Here is a 21218-nt window from a genome sequence, read left to right as displayed (position 1 = left end):
AGAAAAGCAGCTCCTGCTATACAGGAAAAATTATTGAACCATGACGCTATTGCTATGATTAGATGCTATAATACGCTTGATCTTATATCAGAGGTTAATAAATGCGTCGCAGCGAACTGGTCGATCTTAATGCGTTCATGGTAGTTGCAGAGGAGCAGAGCTTTACGCGTGCCGCGGCACGACTGGGAACGTCACAATCCACACTAAGTCACACAATACGGCGCCTGGAAGCAAGCCTTAACGTAAGACTTCTGACCCGAACAACCCGGCGCGTGTCTCCTACACAGGCGGGTGAACGCCTGCTGAGTACACTCGTTCCTGCACTCGATACAATTGCTGATGAAATTGCCTCTATCAGCGAATTATCAGATAAACCGGCCGGCACTGTGCGGATTACAACATCAGAACATGCCGCCACTACCCTGCTATGGCCAGCACTCAAAAAATTACTACCGCAATATCCTGATCTTCACGTTGAACTGGCAATAGAGACCGGCCTGACAGATATTGTCGCTGAACGTTTTGATGCCGGTGTGAGACTGGAAGAAACAGTTGCCCGTGATATGATTGCAGTACCCATTGGTCCGCCACTCCGTATGGTCGTCGCAGGGGCTCCTTCATATTTTAAATCGCACCCGGCACCTGTTACACCGCACGATCTGTCACAACACAGCTGTATCAATTTCCGCCTTCCAACGGCAGGGGGCATTTATGCGTGGGAACTAGAAAAAGGCTATCGTGCGCTACGTGTTCGTGTAGACGGGCAACTCACCTTCAACTCACCACAAATGATCCTTCAGGCAGCTGTTGATGGCTTTGGACTGGCATACCTGATGGAAGATCAGATCGCAGCCTGCCTTGAAGACCAGCGCCTGGTCTGTGTACTGGAGGACTGGTGCCCACCATTTCCGGGCTATCGCCTGTATTACCCTAACCGGCGACAATCTTCTGCAGCTTTTCGTTTAGTCGTTGACGCATTACGCTACCGCGAAAAATAACTGACTATCCTGCAACATAGTCACGATACGCCATCAGGATACTCTCCTGCTACTTCAATAAGAAATCGTCATCATTACCAAAATAGCTTTCAGTAATGATGTACAATTCAGAGCAAATAAAGAGGATATTCAGTATAGCTGAGCCGTAGGGCGAAACAGAATCTCATTAATATCAACATCATCTGGCTGGCTCATGGCAAATACGACCGCCCGTGCAAAGGAATCTGCCGGAATGGCATATTTATCGTAGAATTCCTGAATGGTTTTTGCCGTATCTGCATCAGTCACACTTTCCGGCAACTCTGACTGAACAGCACCGGGAGAAATAACTGTTGAACGAATATTATAAGGTTTAACTTCCTGGCGCAAACCTTCAGAAATAACCCTGACTGCTGTCTTGGTGGCAGAATAAACGGCGCCTCCCGGGCCAACTTTATGACCTGCAACCGATGAAACATTTATAATCTGCCCGCTCTTCTGTGCCTTCATATAGGGCAGCACAGCAGCAATACCGTAAAGTGTGCCTTTAAGGTTAACATCAATCATCCGGTTCCAGTCCTCGATGCGACATTTTTCCAGAGGAGAATGAGGCATAAGACCGGCATTATTAATGATCACATCAATACGGCCATGCAGTTTTATCGCGCGATCAACCAGCGCCTGAACCTGCTCGGGCTGTGTTACATCTGTCTTCACGGCTGCTCCTGCACCCAGAGAAAGTGTGTTAACCAGAGCCTCAAGCTTATCCAGACGGCGGGCACCAATAACAATTTTGGCACCGTCAGCCGCAAGCCGTCGCACAGCAGCCTCGCCAAGGCCACTACTGGCGCCGGTAATAACGACAACTTTGCCTTCAATATTCTGCGCCATAATATTAATCCTCTTTTGCGTTAAAAACGCTGCATGCAACAATCAGGGCAAAAGAGACTGCTGACTGTAAGCATACAACGCTCACGTGGCGTGAGACCTGAACAACCACGCCCAGAGTATAGAATAAATAATTATAATAATTATCGTATTTGTTTTGCATGAAGCCATATTCAGGATTCATAAATAACAGGTATCTATGCCGGCTTCATTTTTATATTAATTTCATTGAAAACGTAGAATAATCAACAACAATGTAATTTTTTTCTGATTATTTTACCTGATTTTGTCACAGGAAGACTGCTGATAAACCGTACATCTTTAAGGCCGACCCACGGCCCAAGCATATCGTGAACTTTTCTGACAATCTGATCTGAAGAGAGCTCATGTTCTGCTTCAGTTTTTGTTACGACATAGGCAACAGGCCTTTGCCCTCTCAAAGGGTCAGAAGTAGCAATTACCGCACAGTTATAAACAGCAGGATGAGAGGAAATGATTTTTTCGATCTGCACCCCTGAAATACGGCGACCTGCTACCTTAATCACATCATCAGAACGCCCGAACATACGAACAGTAAGATCTTCCTCAATACTCCCTTCATCAAAAGTACGGTAATATTTTAGGGTATTATCAAAATATAATGCAGGAACAGTGACAGCCTCATCTTTCCACAAACCAGCAAGGCAGCCAGGAGGCAAAGGCAGTTTTAAAAGAATTTCACCACTCTCCCCTCCTGATCCAGGGGGTTGAATAACAGGGAGAAAACCTGGCGCAGGTCGTCCGATTTCATTCCCCTCACTCTCGGGGTTATAATCAGGCAGGCCTGAAAAATGAGCTGTGATGCTCCACCCGGTTTCAGTTTGCCACCAGTGATTAAGCACCGGTTTGTGAAAGAACGAGCGTGCCCAGTCGAGCAACGCCGGGTCTGCATACTCTCCGGCAATAAAAATCTGTTCAAGAGCAGGCAGTTTCACATCAGAATGATAACGGCTTTCATGCCGTATAAGCCGCATCTGTGTCGGTGTCGTAAACAGACATTTTACAGTGTGCCTGCGACAAAGAGCCATTACAGAAGCAGCCGCTGTGCATCCTTCTGCCAGCACACTTGTACAACCACTGATGAGTGGCGCGTAAACACCATAAGAATGGCCCACGACCCAGCCAAGGTCAGATGTCGTAAAAAAAGTATCACCGGGCTTACAGTCGTAAATCAGCTCCATAGACAAAGCGAGAGCAACAGCATGGCCGCCATTATCGCGCACAATGCCTTTTGCTCGGCCCGTTGTGCCAGAAGTATGCAGAATATAAAGAGGATCTTCCGCATGGAGTAAAACCGGCTCTGCCGGCTCTGCCTCTTCAAGCACATGAAAATTATAATCCCGCCCTGGCTGTAATGCTGCCGGGCAGGCATCACGCTGTACAATAACGCAGGCTGATGGCTTATAAGTAGCCAGGGAGAGTGCCTCGCTGAGAACAGGAACAGACGGCATAACAGTACGCCCCTGAAAGCTACAGCTGGCAGCAATAACGACTTTCGGGGTTACATCATCAATACGCTGTGCCAGCTCAGGGCCTGCATAACCAGCAAAAACCACAACATGCACAGCACCCAGCCTGGCACAGGCCAGCATAGCAACAACTGTTTCGACCATCGTTGGCATGGTGATCAGCACTCTGTCACCACGCCCCACCCCCAGAGCACGCAAACCACCGGCAAACCCGGCTACTCTTGTTTTCAGCTCCTGATAAGTAACAACCTGATGCTCTTTAGTTGCGCATGAGTGCCAGACCAGCGCCGGCTGTGCTCCGCGACCACCCTCAACATGGCGGTCAACCGCGTTATAGCAGGTATTCAGCGTCGCGCCGGGAAACCAGTCATGCCACCCGTCTTCGCGCACACGGCATGCAACCGAGGGAGCCTGCTTCCATGTGATGCGCCGCGCAGCATTCAGCCAGAATATCTCAGGAGCAGAGACAGCCGCATCATACATCGCGTCATATGTTGTCCATGGAAGCATAGCGATGACCCTTCTCAGGCTACAGAAACGTCTTTGCCGGTGATCTGGCCTGCCAGCCATGCGGCATCGCGTGATACACCTGAAAACCGCCCTGACCCCCATGTGTGCAGCCATGGCAACCCGAGGAAATAAAAACCTGGTGCATCCGTCACACCCCGGCGCCACACAGGCTTATTCGCACCATTAAAGACGGGTACATCAATCCAGCGATAATTTGGGCGGAACCCAATACACCAGATGATTGACGTGATCCCCGCTGCCATCAGGTCAAGGGAGACATTCCTGCCATCAGGCAGCCATACAGGCTCATAAGGTGCTTCAACCGGTGCTTCTATGCCTTCGCGGGCAATATAGGCATCTATAGATTTTTTAATATCAGCATTAGTCTTATCTGCATCATCGAGATTTTCTTTCAGATCAGGCAGAAAATATGCAACATCATCGCGAATTGTCTCAAGTGTGCCATGCAGACCAACACCCTCTTTCGCAAAAAGACGCAGGTCAAGATCGTGCCCGCCATTGCGGCCGGTCACATAATGATTTGTCTTGTCACGCGCGCCATCGCGCAAGGGATGATTATCAACCGTCAGATCGTAAAACTGCATATCGGCCAGCCAGTCCACCACATCGCGGCCACGATAAAAGCGTGAAACACGCGGGGCTGACCCAACGCAGAGATGTACTTTGCGGTTTTCAAGGAAAAGATCCTCAACAATCTGTGCACCAGACTGCCCGCTCCCCACAACCAGCACAGCGCCCTCAGGCAACTGTGAAGCATTACGATAATCCTGTGAATGCAGCTGAAAGACTGATGAATCAATAGCACTGGCATATCCGGGCACAACTGCATCATGATACGCACCTGAGGCAATCACAACATGCTCTGCATGCCATACCTCACCATTAGCAATAACCCGGTAACCACCCTTTTCATGACGGGTAACGGATGAAACTGCCGTATGTTCACGCAAAGGCGGGTTAAATGAATGAACAAATCCTTTTACATACTCTATAATTTCTTCTTTCACCATAAAACCATGCGGATCTTTTCCCTTATAGGGGTGCCCGGGCAATTCACACTGCCAGTTTGGTGTTACCAGACAAAAATTATCCCATCGTTCATCATCCCATGAATGACAGGCTGTTTTCGCTTCAAAAATAATATGCTCAACATTTTCACGGCAGAGATACCAGCTCATAGACAGGCCAGCCTGACCACCACCGACAATAATAACAGGAATATTTTTTTCATTCTGTGTCATGGTATTTTTCCATCTCAGAAACTGAAAGACAGGACGCTCACCTGTGCGTCGGGTCGGTTAAGAAAAGGCACGCAGGTCTGACGAATAACCTGAAGCTGGCCAAGGGCACGGCTGCATGGAAAGCCATAACGTGCACGTACACGCTCACTCGCTTCGCCGAGTGCTGTTTCTGCCTTTTCAAGAAAAATGCGGACCGGGTATTCCTGACCAGGCGTAAAATGATCCTGAATAACCAGGGAGGGAGAATAACAGTTTGCCTCCTTCCCGTCGGGCCATCGCACACGAAAAATCATTTCGGGCATGCTTACAAAACTCCTGAAGCATGGACACCGGCACGCGATAATGCGGCCAGGCGCCCGTATGCTAAAAAATGCCGCCTGGCGACATGATGCCAGGCGAAACGACAGGCTGTTGCGGGGCCACTCACCTTAAAGCGCTCCTGAGCAACAGCGCTCAGGGCTGCACGCAATGCATGAACCAGTGTTGCCAGGTGCCGGGGATCACACCAGAACACCTCATCGCCCTCAAAGTGCTCGGTAAAAGGCCTTAGGGCTGGTACAATCACCGGAGTGCCGCAGGCCATGGCCTCAAGCGGGCACAAACCAAACCCCTCCGTTTGTGACGGATAAGCCAGAACAGAAGCCTGCCTGTACAATGCAGGCATATCGTCATCTGCAATGGTTCCTGTCACAGTAACTGCTTTTTCCAGGCCCGCGCTCTGAACTCTCTCGTCAAAAAGGCGACGATAATCTGTGTGATTCAGCAAAGACGCGCCCCCTGCAATCACCAGGTGCAGGTCAGGCTTATCCTGTCGTATCGCTTCAAAAGCCTCCAGCAGAAGAAGCGTGTTTTTACGCCGCTCAACACCACCAACAGAGAGAATAAACGGCGTATGTTCAGGCAGCCCGTAACGGCTGCGCAACTGATAGTCCTCCGGCTTTATTTGCGCAGAGAAATGTGTCAGATCCACTCCATTGCCCACAACCGGGGCATGCCGGCCATAATCTGTCAGCAAAGTGTCCTGCCAGAGCTGACTGACCGTAAACAGTTCATCAGCGGCAGCTAACCCTCTGACCTGACGTGCAGCCACACCTGGATCAGAGAAATTATCCAGATGATGCACCGTGCGGGCAAAACCTGCTATCTGCCCCTCAGCAACCAGATCAGCCAGAGCATTCGCACTCAGCGGGTCCTGCGCATGCAGCACATCGTACTGTGCATTGTGACGCAGAGCTGCTGATATCTCGCCAATACGACGCTCCACCAGTGATGGTAAGTGCTGCTCTGCCACAGCGGGAATATAGCGGGTAGCGCACCGGGGTTTACGAAAAAAACCTGCCTCCGTCACATCTGGCGCAATAAGGGTTGCCTCATACCCCGCATCGCACAATGCTTCTGCCAGGGCCATACCGTGCACAACACCACCGCGCGGGTTTGTTGAGTGCGTCAGAATACCAACTGAAAGGCTCATGGTGCGCACCCCATGAGAGTTTTTTGCCCAAGGTCCCAGAAAGTTTCTTTCTCATCACCCCATGTCACCTCAAGGCGACGGGTATCGTTACAGACACCAATGACAGCAGCATCGATGTCACGTCTGTGAAAACGATCCATAATCGTCTTTGCATTTTCAGCTGATGCGGTGAGCAGATACCCGTAACTGGGGAATGCTGACAGCCACCGTAGCATTGGTGCATCATCCGGGCGGGGAATATGATCAAGAGTAATGCTCATGCCGATACCTGAACATTCCGCCAGCATCAGAGCGGTGCCCAGCAGTCCAGCCATGCTGATATCTTTTGCCGCTTTGCTCAGACCATCCTCTGCAATAGAGGGGAGAAGTTCGAGATCTCCTCTCAGGCGGGCGTCATCATCTGTACCACATAGTGCTGAACTTGCATCCCAAAATGGATGAGGGTCATGCCAGCGACCACGCAGGTCTATGGCTGCGATCAGAACCTCACCCAGGCGGGCATCAAAACTTGTCAGTAAACGACGCGCACGCCCAAGAATAGCAACAGAGAGCGAATTATGCGTGCTGCGCATACTGGTGTGCCCGCCGGCAACCGGTACATGATACGTGCGTGCGCCATCACGCAGACCGGTCATGATTGTCGCTGCCGTTTCTGACGTCTCGCTCCACAGCGCATCAACTACAGCGACCGGGCGCCCGCCCATTGCGGTAATATCGCTGACATTAACCATCACCCCGCAATAACCGGCAAACCACGGCATGGCCCGTACAAAACTATCCTGAAACCCTTCACTTGCCAGAAGCAGATAACCCTCTCCGTCAGGAATGGCGGCACAATCATCACCAGGCCTGAACCCTGTTTCACTGGCCTGAGGAAGAATAGCTGTGACAGCGGCAATATCCTGCTTGGCAGCAAGAGCGCTGCCGGTGCGTAATGTATGGAGCAGTGAAGCCAGTGCGCCTGTCATTATGCCACCTGCCGGTTACGGGGCTGAGGACGAAGCAGCCAGGTCTGGTCAAGCCCGTGTGGCGGATAGCGCGTCAGGTCAGCCTGCATGTCATGATGTGGCAGGCCGTGCAGCATCACTTCCCCCAGGCTTTTCCAGTAAAGCCGGCGAAAAAACAGCACATTCTGCTCCTGTACCTGGGCGAGAAAACGCGTCGCCCCCAGACTGTGCGCGGTACTGACAGCCATGCGGATAAGCTCTGCGCCAATACGCCCCAGCTTACGGTGTTCAGCCTGCACAGCCAGGCGAGAGCCACGCCATACGCCGGTCTCAGCCTCATGAATACGCACAGCACCCACAACACGATCTGGCATGCCTGCTACACAACAGGCGGCAATAACAGGAATTGCAACATCATCAATCTCATCCCGGTCATCACCTGAGAAAATATGCTGCTCCGTGCAGAAGACTTCTCTGCGAAGTGCGTAAAAACCGACTTTTTCCCACGGTGTACGGGCAAGTCGCACAACGTATTCAACAGGAATAAACGGGCGATTTTCTACATCTTCCGTCATCATCATGACTCATAAGCTGAGAGAGAGGAGCAGGCACCACAACGGCCACACCCGGCACGAATGTCAGTCGATTTCATATTTGCTTCACGCAACATACGACCCAATGGTGCCAGCACTGACTTCATGAAGTCGGCTGAAGGAGGAGCGTGATTTTCAAGTGGTGTGCCAGATATAGGCACAAACGGCACCACAAAGGGGTAAACCCCAAGTGCAATCAGACGTTCAGCCAGAGCAAGAATGTCTTCTGCACTGTCACCCAGTCCTGCCAGAAGGTAGGTATTAACCTGCCCGCGCCCGAATACAGGCACAGCGCTGGCAAAGGCCTCCATATACCGTTCGACACTGACAGTCGCTTTACCTGGCATAATCTTTTCGCGCACCACCTGGGTCGCGGCCTCAAGGTGCATGCCTAAACTATCTGCCCCGGCATCACGAAGGCGACCGAACCAGTCATGATCGCGCGGCGGCTCACACTGCACCTGTAACGGCAGGTCAACCGCGGCCCGAATAGCACGCGCTGACTCCGCCAGCACAGCCGCACCCCGGTCAATGACGTTCGGCGTGCCTGTTGTCAGCACCATGTCGCGCACACCGTCAAGCTCAACCGCAGCCTTAGCAACCTCGGCTAACTGAGCGGGTGTTTTATACGCAATTGTACGGTCTGCTTCCAGCGACTGACCAATGGCACAAAACTGGCAGGAGGTACGGCGGTCTGCATAGCGAATACAGGTCTGATGCACCGTTGTTGCCAGTGTATCACGCCCATGCAGCAGAGCGATTTTCCAGTAAGGAATACCGTCAGCTGTGCTTAGCCCGTAGAAACGTGGCGCTGACGGAAAATGAATAATACCCAGTATCTGACCATCGCGCTGCAACACGCTGCTGCCGCTCTGATCTGGCAGACTGGCCTGAAATGGCGAACGCTGAGCCCCTGCCGTAAACACCGGTACCATAATGGTCTGCCCGGCAATCGTGATTGTTTTATGATCTGACGGCCCGGCGCCGCCTTTACGCGAGATACCACCGGTTTGTTCACCAATCTGCAGCCCCATAGACTGCAGATCTGTAATGAGCTTACGGCCTGATAATGTGCCAAGTGTCGGGACAGTCATAATACATCCCCTTCTTTGTCACGGGGTGCCTCTTCACCCACATAATGCACCGTACTGGCCGGACGACGGTCATGCAGCAGACTAAGCAGCTCAGGACGGGCATAATGCCCCACTGAATCCATCATACGTTTGCGTTTAGTAATCAGAGCAAAATCAAGATCTGCAATGACCATGCCCTCACCTTCGGTCAGAGGCGGAGCCAGATGCCGGCCCTCGGGGGATATGATGGCCGTAAAACAACCACCACGCAGAGGCCCTTCAAGAGAAGGATCGCGGGCGACATCCTTAATCTGCTCTTCAGTCAGCCAGCCTGTCGCATTGACAACGAAGCAGCCTGATTCAAGCGCATGATGGCGAATGGTGACTTCCATCTGATCTGCAAAAATCTGCCCGACCAGCGAACCCGGAAACTGTGCGCAGTGAATTTCTTCATGCTGCGTCATCAGCGCATAGCGTGCGAGAGGGTTATAATGCTCCCAGCAGGCCAGTGCACCTATACGACCAGCTGCACTGTCAACGACTTTAAGCCCTGCACCATCACCCTGCCCCCAGACCATACGCTCATGGTAAGTCGGGGTTATTTTGCGGCGCCTGAGCAAAATCTCGCCCGTCGCATCGAAAATAATCTGTGTGTTGTAGAGCGTGCCGACATCACGCTCGTTTACACCCAGCACAACAACCATACCGGTATCACGTGCAGCCTCAGCCACCATGTCTGTTACCGGACCAGGAATAACAACAGCGCGCTCATAAAGCTCAAGATGTTCGCCACCAAAGCGAAATGCGGGCTGAATAAAAGAAAAATAGGGGTAATACGGCACAAAGGTTTCAGGAAAGACCGCCAGCTTCACGCCTTTTGAGGCGGCATCGCGGATGGCCTTGCAGACTTTCCGGGCAGTACCCAGACCATCGTCACCAAAGACGGGGCTGATCTGAATGGCTGCGGCGCGAACAATACGTGACATGATGGCGGTTCTCCCTTCGGCCGTCAGAGAGTCCAGCTGTTCAGAATAAACGCATTATCGCGACGCGCGATGAGGGTCAGGTCGAGTACATCCTGAGGGTTGATGGGTGTAATACCCGGAATCAGATTATGCTCGCCATATCCATACAGTGCCTGAAGAGCGAAGCGGCAGGCGTAAACTTTTCCGCCTTCTTCAAGAATTTTCACGATCTGCTTATTGCAGTTCATATGACCTGGAAAAGCTTCATCACCAAGGCGGGGGAAACCACGCTGAACACCCAGGGTCACGCCCGGGCCATAGAGCAGAACTGATGTCTCGAAACCTTTGCGGATAAGGCGTGTTGCCTGCAAAAGGTTTACAAACCCGACTGAACCTTCGTTGGCAACAGTATGGAATGTGATAAGAGCTTTTTCGCCTGGTTTTGCTTTAACGTCTTCAAAAACTTTATTTTCATAATTGACGAAGCAGTCACCATCTTTATGGGGTGCGTGTTCGATTGCTGGCATAGTATGTCTCCCATGTGCTGCGGCCTCCGGCGGCAAGCCGGACCTGACCGTGTTGCCGAAGCAAACGTGACACGGGATAAGAGAAAGACAAAATATTGTATGCTTTCATAAAGCATTACAAACAAATCAAAATAAAAATTAAACGACAATACTATGCAATCAAAAGCATACAATATTTTATGAAAAAGCGTACAATCATATCATATTAAGATAACATATTGTTTTAAAACGGATTTTTACTCACTAATTCGTGATCTATGCCCATTCTTGTTTTTCACTTTCTCTCTGAGTGATGCCCCTCAGACAAGGAGTCTTCCTGATGCCTGCCCAGAGGAAGCCGGTCATACAATGTCAGTAAAACCAGGTGAACGCTTATGATGGAGAACAGACATCACCCCGTTTAAAGATTCCTCAAGGCTGGCCGCATCAGGTGCACTTCCCAGAGCAATGCGGGCCCGCTGTGGCGGCTCACCACTGATGGTAAAAACAGTGCTTGGCACCAGTGCCAGCCCACGCCTGCGCGCATAGGCTACAAAATCTGCACTTCCCCACCATTCTGGTAGTTTTAACCATACATGCGGGCCACAGGGGTTTGCACAATGGTCAGGCCCCAGCACTTTACGTGCAACAGACTGACGCAAACGAAGCTCTTTTTTTATAGCCTGAAGCAAAGTTTCAGCCTGGCCGGTCTGCATCCATCTTGCAGTCATTGCACTCAGCAGACCTGCATTCGTGAGTGCAATGGCCCGAATAGCAGCTGTGACCCGGCGGGTCATATCAGAATTAGGCAGGGCCACATAAGCAGTACGCAAACCAGGACTGAGAGTCTTTGCAAGTGTAGCAATATAACTCACCCGGTTATGGTCTAATACCGCCAGCGCTGGCAGCGGTTCATCCAGCAACAGACTGTAAGGATCATCTTCAACAATATGCAGATGGTGTCTCTGTGCCACAGCCAGAATATCTTTACGGCGCTGCAAAGACATTGTTGCTGTCGTAGGATTATTGATGGTTGGGATGCAGTATAAAAGACGCGGATGATACTGCGCACAGACATGATCAAGCTGATCTGGCATCATGCCTTCAATATCACTGTCAACGCCTGCAAGAATAAGCCCGAACTGTGCAGCTACTGTACGAACGCCCGGATAAGCAATGCGATCTGTAACAATAACGTCACCAGGCTGGGTAAGGCTGCTGACAATCGCGGCCAGAGCGCTTTGTGCCCCCGGAGCGACCAGAATATCATCCGTACGACGCGACCCAAGAACCGGCGCGATCCATTTCGCGCCAAGCTGACGCTCTTCAAGTGTGCCACCGGTCACACGATAAGACATAAGGCTGCTGAGATCCTGCTGTTTCAGGATAGCAGCAATATCATTTTGTATAATACGCTGGAGCGAGGGGTCCTGCGGGATAGGTGGCAGGTTCATTGTGAGGTCAACAACGGCAGGCCCTGTATGTCGCCAGTGGCTCTCACCCGCTCCTAAACGCACAAAAGTGCCGCGGCCCACTGTTGCATCAATCAGGCCACGACGACGCGCCTCAGTGAAGGCTCGTGTCACTGTCGTAAGATTAGTGCCAAGATACTCTGCGATCGTTCTCTGCGGAGGCAGCTTATCCCCCTCCTGCAAATCTCCTTTCCGTATAGAAAAGGCCAGTGCATCAGCCAGTGTCAGGTAAATAGCGTTCGGGCTCTGGTCAATCTGCTGTTTCCAGTTAGCCAGATAATCATAAACAGGCATAAATAGTACGTTCCTGACATCTGCCACAGCATATAGGGCATAACTCCACAGAGTGCTTACAACGGGCAGACAGGGTTGTCATGCGAATTGGCATGAAAAAGCTGCTCCCGCCCCTTCTCCAAAAAGCAGTGCCGGAAATTTGAAATGACAAAAGCCCCATCATCAGTCAGATAAGCAAAGCCCAGTGAAGTGAGGCTGGCTGTGCAGGCTGGTCTGACAGGCATGTGGGTTGCTTTTTAAGCGGTGAACGCTGAATTAAAAGGACTGTTTTGCTGGAATACAGTGTCTTGTCTGTCGAAGGTAGCTGACGTAACTGAAATCGGTCTGACCGTTGCCAGCTCAGCCACCACCGGTTTGCAGGACTGTGTTTCAGGTCCACACACATCAATGACGTTGGAATTGCCATGAACGCCTACTCAGATTACCTGGCCGAAATTAAGGACAGAAAAAATCAAGGACTTGCTCCCAAGCCAATCGACGACGGTGGGCTGGTTCGTGACATTATTGCGTTAATTGAGGACGCCGGTAACGAGCACCGTGCTGATGCCCTTAAATTCTTTATTTACAACACACTGCCAGGCACAACCAGCGCCGCTGGTGTGAAAGCAGAATTCCTTAAAAAAATTGTTCTGGGCGAAACAGTTGTCCCGGAAATTACACCAGCTTTTGCTCTTGAGCTGCTTTCACACATGAAAGGCGGCCCGTCAGTTAAAGTTCTGCTCGACATCGCGCTTGGTGATAAGGGTGAAATTTCTGCCCAGGCCGGCGAAGTGCTGAAAACCCAGGTATTCCTCTACGACGCTGACATGTTCCGTCTGCGTGACGCCTATAAAGCTGGCAATGCCGTCGCAAAAGACGTGCTCGAAAGCTATGCCAGGGCTGAATTCTTTACCAAACTGCCTGCCGTAGAAGACGAAATTAAAGTTGTGACGTTTATCGCTGCTGAAGGCGATATCTCAACTGACCTTCTGTCTCCGGGTAACCAGGCACACTCCCGCTCAGACCGTGAGCTGCATGGTCAGTGCATGATCTCACCTGAGGCGCAGAAAGAAATCGTTGCGCTGCAAAAGAAACACCCTGATGCCCGGGTGATGATGATTGCCGAAAAAGGTACAATGGGCGTTGGCTCATCCCGTATGTCAGGCGTGAACAACGTTGCGCTCTGGACCGGCAAACAGGCCAGCCCTTATGTTCCCTTTGTTAACTTTGCTCCTATCGTCGCGGGCACTAACGGTATCTCACCGATTTTTGCAACCACAGTGGATGTGACCGGCGGTATCGGTATTAACCTGAAAAACTGGGTTAAAAAAACCGACGCAGACAACAAACCTGTGCTGGACAAAGACGGCAACCCGGTTCTTGAACAAAAATTCTCAGTTGCGACCGGCACTGTTCTGACTATTGATGTAAAAAACAAGCAGCTTCGTGACGAAAACGGTAAAGAGCTGGTTGATATTGCCTCTTCATTTACGCCTCAGAAACTGGAGTTCATGAAAGCCGGCAGCTCTTATGCTATCGTTTTCGGCAAAAAGCTCCAGACGTTTGCCGCTGAGACTCTTGGCGAAAAAGCGCCAAAGGTTTTTGCTCCTAACAAAGAGATCACAGTTGATGGCCAGGGCCTGACTGCTGTTGAAAAAATCTTCAACCGCAACGCTGTTGGTGTCACACCGGGTAAAGTCCTGCATGCAGGTTCAGACGTCCGTGTAAAAGTAAATATCGTCGGGTCTCAGGACACGACCGGTCTGATGACTGCACAGGAACTTGAGGCAATGGCAGCGACTGTCATTTCTCCTCTCGTAGACGGTGCCTATCAGTCTGGCTGTCATACGGCTTCAGTTTGGGACAAAAAAGCACAGGCAAATATTCCGAAACTCATGAAATTCATGAATAATTTCGGTCTGATCACTGCACGCGACCCAAAAGGCGTCTATCATCCGATGACAGACGTTATTCATAAAGTTCTGAACGACATCACGATTGATGATGCCGCGATCATCATCGGTGGTGACAGCCACACCCGTATGTCTAAAGGCGTTGCTTTTGGCGCTGACTCAGGCACCGTAGCCCTTGCACTGGCCACGGGTGAGGCAACAATGCCCATCCCTCAGTCTGTTAAGGTCACGTTTAAAGGCAAAATGCAGCCACACATGGACTTCCGTGACGTGGTGCATGCAACACAGGCGCAGATGCTTAAGCAATGTGGCGATAACGTTTTCCAGGGTCGCATTATCGAAGTGCATATCGGCACACTGCTCGCTGACCAGGCCTTTACCTTCACCGACTGGACGGCTGAGATGAAGGCAAAAGCAGCGATCTGTATCTCGCAGGATGAGACGCTGATAGAATCGCTTGAAATTGCCAAATCACGCATTCAGATCATGATCGACAAAGGCATGGACAATGCCGCCGGTACGCTGAAAGGCCTGATTGCTAAAGCTGACAAGCGTATTGCTGAGATCCGTTCAGGTGAAAAACCTGCTCTGACCCCTGATGCAAACGCAAAATATTTCGCTGAAGTTGTTGTTGACCTTGATCAGATCAACGAGCCTATGATTGCTGATCCTGACGTAAACAACCCTGATGTGTCTAAGCGTTATACCCATGACACTATTCGCCCTGTTTCCTATTATGGCGGCAATAAGAAAGTTGACCTTGGGTTTGTTGGTTCGTGCATGGTGCATAAAGGCGACATGAAAATTGTTGCTCAGATGCTCAAAAACCTTGAAAAAGCTCAGGGTAAAGTTGAGTTTAAAGCACCGCTTGTCGTTGCCGCACCAACCTACAACATCATTGACGAGCTGAAAGCCGAAGGCGACTGGGAAGTTCTGGAACGTTACTCTGGCTTTGAATTTAACGATGACAAGCCAAAAGCAGCAGCACGTACAGAATACGAAAATATTCTGTATCTGGAACGCCCTGGTTGTAACCTGTGCATGGGTAACCAGGAAAAAGCCGCTAAGGGTGATACCGTTCTTGCAACGTCAACCCGCCTCTTCCAGGGACGCGTTGTTGAAGACTCCAGCGTGAAGAAAGGTGAATCGCTTCTGGCCTCAACACCTGTTGTTGTGCTGTCTGCGATCCTTGGACGTATACCTAACGATGAGGAATATAAAGCTGCTGTCGAAGGGATTGACCTCACCACTTTCGTCCCGCCGAAAGCGACACCTCTCGATTCAGCCTCAGTTCACTACTAAAATATCCACTGATGTTCAGACCCTGCGGGTCTGAACATTTCCGGTGCTTCGGCTTCTGTGCTTCTCTCTGCTTGCAGAGAGAGAATAGATGCGACGATATGGCCTGAGTGACAGCCAGCGGGAGCGGACAAAAGATCTTCTCCCGGGGTCATGAAGGCCATGTCGACGGGATAACTGACGATAGCAGTTTATTTGTGAAAGCGGCTCTGTATCGTTACAATGCCGGCATTTCCTTGCATGATCTGCCTGTCCGTTCTGATAGTTGAAAAACGTGCACCGGCGCCTGCATAGCTGATGCAAGAGTGACGTATTTGAGCAGATTTTCGGCATCTGGCGGGTTATGCTGAAAGGTCAGAGTTACCGCTCAGTCCTTTCACTTTTCCTGTGAAGCAGTCTTTTTTGTTAGAAAAAGCAAGGGTTAAAAATCATATCCTTACGATATCTGCGACAGTAAATACTGAGCCATTAAAGCAATCGGCATAAGTATAGAAAAAATTAAAGATTTAAATTTACTTTTATTTTTCCATTTTTTTTGTTCTTCATTAAAAGGCCACATTGCTAAACTTAGCAATAAAGAAAAAAACAGACAAAATGGCCACAAATCATATCCTTTAAAACCCTGAAAATACAGACAAATACATGTCATTAATGCTGGAATTTGTATGTATTTATACAAAAAATTACTAATTTTTTTCATAAGTATTAATTAATTTTTCTACGCTCAAGGTCAAAATTATAAATTGGCCAAAGCATTTTTTGTTGATAATCTTTTCTAAGATCAACAGGCAACGCTGCTTCTGCTACTTTCCCTCCTATACCAGTTGCAATTGATTTTGCTACTGCTGGTGCAATACGAGACATTATAGCACCAGCAGCTAATGTTTCTGGTAAAAGAGCCGTTGCAGCAGCACCTACACCCAAGCCAAAAACTGCTACTACCGCTAGTTTTGCTGCATCTACATAATAATTTGGCGCATGGTAAGTGCTTTGTATGTTCTGAATTTCCCCACCAAATATTTGAGTGGAGTACGTTGCAAACTCAACTTCAGATAACGAAAAAGGATAAGATTCAGGATCAATAATAATTTTATCCATAATAAACAGAAGACTCATAGCAAGTCTCTGATATGACTGCATCTCTCTATCCTGATTTGTAAATCCAATATTTTTTAAAGTGGCACAGAATGCATAAACTTTAAGTTGTGATCTAAGCTGCTCACGAAATCTTGGGTCAAATCTTACGAAACACATACCCAGAATAAAACCTGCGGCTTTCTTTTTATCCGCAACACCTGAATATAAAGACACATCAAGCTTCATTTCCTTTAATAGAAGCTCAATACTTTTATCACTTACCAGACCAGCCATTTTTTTCTCACTTATAATAAGAATATCTATTCTAAATAAAAATTCATCTAAAGCAAGTCAGTATCATACTCCCTTAAAAACCTGGGTCTCCTGGTCGATAAGGTTGGCATTCAAGAGCGTCCTGTTTCTTTTTTTCAGCTTCTGTTCTTTGTTTTTGAATGATTTTTTATTCTTCCTGCCACCTTAAATTATACCAGAGGGTGTTATGCACTTTGCGTGAGCAGTCTGGCTGCGTTTTTCAACATGAAACCAGCGAAGGCTACGATGTGCATTGCGGCGAGTGTTGAAGCGTAGTGTCCGACTGGAAGCAGGATATAAAGGAAGCTCCTGAATGTCTTTACAAAAAAACATAAAATCAGCGATTTAAAACTTAAAAATGATATTATATTGTTGTTATTAATCTATTGATATCAATAGATATTTACAAAAGAAAGTATCATGACAAAGACGGAACAACTTACTTATAAGCAAATTACAGATAATAGTGGAACCGTTCGTGTAAGTGTTCCTTTAAACTCTCTGTCTTCCCCGAACACACAAGGTGAACAAAACCCTGAACAGAAAAAACGGACTCCCTAAACATATTACCTTCGTACAGGGTGAACGAAGAAACAATGTCGACCATGCGACTAGCCATAGTTAGTTTACAAAAAGAATTAAACCGTCGAGCAGAGAATGCTCAAAAAGATAAAGATTACCTTAAAGAACTACACGATAAAAATACTGATTTAAGAATACGTCTGGCTATAGCTGAGGCACTTTTAGCTGAACGCGATCACCCTACGTTCACCCCTAACGTAGAAGGTAAACAAAAATCAGGTATTCCGGTGAACGAACGGGGTGAATGTTAACCCCGTTCGTGGTGGAAACGTTTCTTTACTTAAACCGGAATTTTATGGTTATTTTAAACAAAGGTCAAAACACATGAAGAGATATAAATTATCTCTATGATATTTTTTCTCCGGCATTGCGAACGAATTCAATATTATCGTGTTCATTTAGACGAAGAATGCGTACAGCTCCCATCTGAGCAAGCAGTGTAAAATGCACCCGGGCATCGACGATCTGAATATGTTTTACCGATGGTGAACCACCAAGCGCAAGTGCCGGAAAAAAACCGTAGCATTTACCAAAAGTCACTTCACCTATTTCAGACAAAGACTCTAAAAAAAGAGATTTATAATTTTTATTTTGAGTTGGATAATCAAAACTAAATTCTAAATTTAACATAGCTATAACTGAAGATATTCTAAAAAAATCATTTCCAAACTCATCAAAATCCCATTTATCAACGCCCATAGTTGCTTCAGGTAAGTTAATAATGCATGTTTGCAAATCTTCATTCCATATAACTAAATGACCAAATGCAGAATATCCAATTATATGAGTTTTCTCTGGAATAATATCCGGATCACCAGAGAATAGAATATCTACTATTCCTGAGTAATCAGAAGGGATACAAAACTGGAATTTTCCATTCAACCATGTTCCAATACCATACTCTTTCCAGAATAAAATAAGGTCATCGGGGAGCTTATCCTTATATTGTTCACAAATTTTCTCTGGAACATCTTTCCTGTAATTTAATTCACCATATTTCTTAATATATTTTCTTATATCAAATTTTGGGTATGTATCTGCCATTTTTTCCTCTTTAGCATTCACGAAGATCTATATTCATCAGCTTCTTTCCAGCATCCTTCGCCTTATGAGCTGCTTTTTTTAACTGTTCCCATCTCTTCAGTTTGCTGGATGGACCTTTCTTGCTCCATTGAGAACCAAGAGATGAGTTAACCCGTGATGACCCCATATCTGTTGGCATGGGATTACCACCAGCTCGCATATCAGGATTATGAAGGGCAGCCTTTCCTTTACTCATGTCATCGGCATATTTTTTTGCCGCATCTTCATCGTCGTATTTATTGAGATGCTTACGAAAATTACGTGCTTTTATATCGTTCCTGAATACCTCACGCATCTTCTGTTCGCCAGGATTAGCTCCTTTTCGTCCAAGGTCAGAATACCGGTCAATATTATCGATAATTTCATCAGGAGACATTTTATTGATGCCATTCTCCTGTCCTTTAAGCTGTCGCCTGAATTCTTCCACCGTTTCCTGATCTGCATCTTCAGGTGGCCTGAAACAATCAGGACCATCACCGCAATCATAACAGGGCTCTGCTGCTTCCTTATCTGTCAGAGAGGTATCAGCCTCCTGATTCATATGCTCCAATGCGCTGGAGATAAGATAAGTTGCAGCCAGTCCAATCAGCCCACCAGCAACAGCACCTGCTGCTGCCCCCAGAGGGCCACCAACCGATCCGATCTCAGCTCCGGTTTCAGCACCATAAAGTGCACCACTCATCCCTGACGTTCTCTCTGCGAAGCAAGAGACGACGATGCTGTTATGAGAGTTTTAAGACCTTGATCCGGACTATCCTGAACAGTCTTCATATATGTCAGAATATCGGAATTTTTTATAAACTTTCCTTCAGACATTAACTGGAGCCATGCAAGGCGACCCTGCCCGGCTTCAGTTTTCAGCCCCCATGCTTCCCCAGCCTTTTCCGTCTCTTCTACAAAATCAAGCAACGTCGTGTCATCCATCCCGGCTGTCTGTTCCGGTGCAGTCTTCCGTAAATATGCAACGATCTTTTGTCTCGAACGTAAATTCATACCATTTGTGACAGCATTCATTTGCTCCTGAGTGAAACTCAGTGGTCCTTTTTCTGGTTCAGGCCAGTCAATCCGACGTTTAGCCTCCAGCACGTCTTCTGGTACACTGATCAGCAGAGACTGTGCCGGACCAAACATCCTCGCTCGCTGTGCCAGTGTCATTACGGGTAGGGTAAGAGCAACAGTTTTTGGGTCAAAATGCCGAAAAACTACCATCCGCGTTTTCCGGCTTTCTTCGGACGAAGATGATGGGATACGTACCATCGTCAGACTACGAAGATGTCGATGAAATTCGTCTGCATTGCACGATGTATTCCAGAAAACAGATCCCTCTGTAACACCTGAAAAAGATACAAACGTTTTTAGCCGTTCACGCGGAACGATAGCCATGAACGGTCCTGATCTGCCGACATCTCCTGATCTTCGATCAAGAAACAACGGGCGGAACGGAATCCGTTCATTTGTCAGGAAGCGCGGAAGGTTAATGAACCCCGCTCCGTCCATAGCAGCAAACACAGGCTGATCGGGCCATAGGGTGATCTTGTCCATGATCGTTGTAATAGTATCGTCACTCATGATGGATCGTAAAACGGTGTGCTATAAGTCAATGCTTGTCTCGGGCAGGGATCACCTCCACCGCCATAATCTCCAATGAAGACATCCCCACTTCCACTCATAATGATACCTCCATGCACGGTACGGTCACCTATTCGGGCGGCAGGCTTATTGTTTATAAATACTGAAGCAGATCCCTCGCTGATCTTATCCTGTGGCCCGCAACAAGTCGCGTTGTCATTCATTCTGGCGGCTGGACGACCGTTTATAAATACATCAGGTGACCCGGTAATAACAGGACCTCCCACATGAGGCACCAGAGCTGTCGTTTGTGGACAGGTATGCATATCGGTTATTCTGGCGGCAGGTTTTCCTGGCATCTTTATTTGCCTCTTGTCTGGTGATCAGGTTTCCTGGTCAGTAATATCCGGATGAAACCCTTTTATAAATTCGTTCAGAGCGTCAAGTTGCTCTAATGTAAAGATACCATGAACCAAAGCGGTCATAACCAAAACGATGTTTCCAACAAAAAGGTAAAGTCGTCTTTCCTCTTTACAGTCATCAATATCTTTCAGTGTTCCTGCAGTGATAATACCGCTGGCTCCTTCATGAAGGTATGACTTCTTCCATGATAGAGCATATCCTTCCCCACTGGTTTCACGCATCGCAATATCTTCAGTTACATAGTTTGAAAGTTCGCTTCCTGCAGGAAGCGAACAGCGTATGACAGTAATACTGAAAGCCTGTTCATCGTCCGGCGTTAGGGTAAATATAAAAATACTATGATCTTTTGCCCCTTTTGGAAGATCAAGGGTAAAACCTGGAATACGGTAGTTCATGTCATCATATTTTTTCTATACTGACCGTTTATAATCTTATATTGCCGTAATTATAGAGATTTATTTAAATTCTAACTGCTGTGAATGCTGATTATAAATCAGTTATGATGTCTGGGAAAC

Annotated in this window: 20 protein-coding genes; 3 read left to right on the top strand and 17 right to left on the bottom strand. The window is 48.2% G+C overall.

Annotated features, from left to right (window positions below):
- Window positions 1–101: 101 nt before the first annotated feature.
- Window positions 102–998 carry a LysR family transcriptional regulator gene (locus HK25_RS11375; protein WP_086636283.1) on the top strand — a complete coding sequence of 299 codons (897 nt, stop codon included), beginning with the start codon at window positions 102–104 and terminating at the stop codon, window positions 996–998.
- 129 nt (window positions 999–1127) lie between these two features.
- Here the strand turns inward: HK25_RS11375 and HK25_RS11370 are convergent, their stop codons facing one another.
- The 11 genes from HK25_RS11370 to HK25_RS11320 form a co-directional block, all read right to left on the bottom strand.
- A complete protein-coding gene (locus HK25_RS11370) occupies window positions 1128–1868 on the bottom strand; it encodes an SDR family oxidoreductase (protein WP_086553322.1) in 741 nt (246 codons plus the stop codon).
- A gap of 242 nt (window positions 1869–2110) precedes the next feature.
- Window positions 2111–3883 (bottom strand): AMP-binding protein, encoded by a 1773-nt coding sequence (locus HK25_RS11365; RefSeq protein ID WP_086636282.1) that lies wholly within the window; start codon window positions 3881–3883, stop codon window positions 2111–2113.
- 14 nt (window positions 3884–3897) lie between these two features.
- Complete coding sequence (locus HK25_RS11360) at window positions 3898–5145, bottom strand: MSMEG_0569 family flavin-dependent oxidoreductase (RefSeq protein WP_086636281.1); 1248 nt, start codon at window positions 5143–5145, stop codon at window positions 3898–3900.
- 14 nt (window positions 5146–5159) lie between these two features.
- A complete protein-coding gene (locus HK25_RS11355) occupies window positions 5160–5447 on the bottom strand; it encodes an MSMEG_0570 family nitrogen starvation response protein (RefSeq protein WP_086553325.1) in 288 nt (95 codons plus the stop codon).
- A 2-nt stretch (window positions 5448–5449) separates the two neighbouring features.
- On the bottom strand, window positions 5450–6616 hold the full coding sequence (locus tag HK25_RS11350) for an MSMEG_0565 family glycosyltransferase (protein WP_086636280.1): 1167 nt from the start codon (window positions 6614–6616) through the stop codon (window positions 5450–5452).
- Entirely contained in the window at window positions 6613–7584 is a 972-nt protein-coding gene (locus tag HK25_RS11345; RefSeq protein ID WP_086636279.1) for a sll0787 family AIR synthase-like protein, read from the bottom strand. Before HK25_RS11345 ends, HK25_RS11350 begins: the two co-directional genes overlap by 4 nt.
- The gene (locus HK25_RS11340; protein ID WP_086636287.1) at window positions 7584–8138 is read right to left on the bottom strand and encodes an MSMEG_0567/Sll0786 family nitrogen starvation N-acetyltransferase; all 555 of its coding nucleotides are present in this window, start codon (window positions 8136–8138) and stop codon (window positions 7584–7586) included. The genes HK25_RS11345 and HK25_RS11340 overlap by 1 nt, the downstream gene beginning before the upstream one ends.
- A gap of 2 nt (window positions 8139–8140) precedes the next feature.
- Window positions 8141–9250, bottom strand: coding sequence for an MSMEG_0568 family radical SAM protein (locus HK25_RS11335; protein WP_086636278.1), 1110 nt, complete (start codon window positions 9248–9250; stop codon window positions 8141–8143).
- Entirely contained in the window at window positions 9247–10215 is a 969-nt protein-coding gene (locus tag HK25_RS11330; protein ID WP_086553329.1) for a Nit6803 family nitrilase, read from the bottom strand. Before HK25_RS11330 ends, HK25_RS11335 begins: the two co-directional genes overlap by 4 nt.
- A gap of 23 nt (window positions 10216–10238) precedes the next feature.
- The gene (locus HK25_RS11325; RefSeq protein ID WP_086553330.1) at window positions 10239–10721 is read right to left on the bottom strand and encodes an MSMEG_0572/Sll0783 family nitrogen starvation response protein; all 483 of its coding nucleotides are present in this window, start codon (window positions 10719–10721) and stop codon (window positions 10239–10241) included.
- A 341-nt stretch (window positions 10722–11062) separates the two neighbouring features.
- Window positions 11063–12466 (bottom strand): PLP-dependent aminotransferase family protein, encoded by a 1404-nt coding sequence (locus HK25_RS11320; protein WP_086636277.1) that lies wholly within the window; start codon window positions 12464–12466, stop codon window positions 11063–11065.
- A 404-nt stretch (window positions 12467–12870) separates the two neighbouring features.
- Here HK25_RS11320 and HK25_RS11315 point away from each other — a divergent pair, with 404 nt between their 5' ends.
- Window positions 12871–15660, top strand: a complete 2790-nt coding sequence (locus HK25_RS11315; RefSeq protein ID WP_086636276.1) for a bifunctional aconitate hydratase 2/2-methylisocitrate dehydratase — start codon at window positions 12871–12873, stop codon at window positions 15658–15660.
- 702 nt (window positions 15661–16362) lie between these two features.
- On the opposite strand, the gene HK25_RS11305 is transcribed toward HK25_RS11315, so the two are convergent.
- Complete coding sequence (locus tag HK25_RS11305; protein WP_086636274.1) at window positions 16363–17028, bottom strand: hypothetical protein; 666 nt, start codon at window positions 17026–17028, stop codon at window positions 16363–16365.
- 614 nt (window positions 17029–17642) lie between these two features.
- On the opposite strand from HK25_RS11305, the gene HK25_RS11300 reads away from it, so the two are divergent.
- Window positions 17643–17879, top strand: a complete 237-nt coding sequence (locus HK25_RS11300; protein WP_086636273.1) for a hypothetical protein — start codon at window positions 17643–17645, stop codon at window positions 17877–17879.
- 94 nt (window positions 17880–17973) lie between these two features.
- Here the strand turns inward: HK25_RS11300 and HK25_RS11295 are convergent, their stop codons facing one another.
- The 5 genes from HK25_RS11295 to HK25_RS11275 are packed head-to-tail and all read right to left on the bottom strand — an operon-like array spanning window position 17974 to window position 21098.
- Window positions 17974–18693, bottom strand: a complete 720-nt coding sequence (locus tag HK25_RS11295) for a GAD-like domain-containing protein (RefSeq protein ID WP_086636272.1) — start codon at window positions 18691–18693, stop codon at window positions 17974–17976.
- Window positions 18683–19393: a polymorphic toxin type 15 domain-containing protein gene (locus HK25_RS11290; protein WP_086636271.1), complete on the bottom strand. Its 711-nt coding sequence runs from the start codon at window positions 19391–19393 to the stop codon at window positions 18683–18685. Before HK25_RS11290 ends, HK25_RS11295 begins: the two co-directional genes overlap by 11 nt.
- On the bottom strand, window positions 19390–20280 hold the full coding sequence (locus HK25_RS11285) for a DUF4123 domain-containing protein (RefSeq protein ID WP_086636270.1): 891 nt from the start codon (window positions 20278–20280) through the stop codon (window positions 19390–19392). Before HK25_RS11285 ends, HK25_RS11290 begins: the two co-directional genes overlap by 4 nt.
- Complete coding sequence (locus HK25_RS11280) at window positions 20277–20606, bottom strand: PAAR domain-containing protein (protein ID WP_233127816.1); 330 nt, start codon at window positions 20604–20606, stop codon at window positions 20277–20279. Before HK25_RS11280 ends, HK25_RS11285 begins: the two co-directional genes overlap by 4 nt.
- Before the next feature lie 57 nt (window positions 20607–20663).
- Window positions 20664–21098 carry a DcrB-related protein gene (locus HK25_RS11275; RefSeq protein WP_086636268.1) on the bottom strand — a complete coding sequence of 145 codons (435 nt, stop codon included), beginning with the start codon at window positions 21096–21098 and terminating at the stop codon, window positions 20664–20666.
- Between the last annotated feature and the right edge of the window lie 120 nt (window positions 21099–21218).

The sequence above is a fragment of the Acetobacter sp. DsW_059 genome, from assembly GCF_002153695.1.
In the GTDB taxonomy this organism is placed as follows: Bacteria; Pseudomonadota; Alphaproteobacteria; order Acetobacterales; family Acetobacteraceae; genus Acetobacter; species Acetobacter thailandicus.
This window is presented reverse-complemented; position numbering and strand designations above follow the sequence as displayed.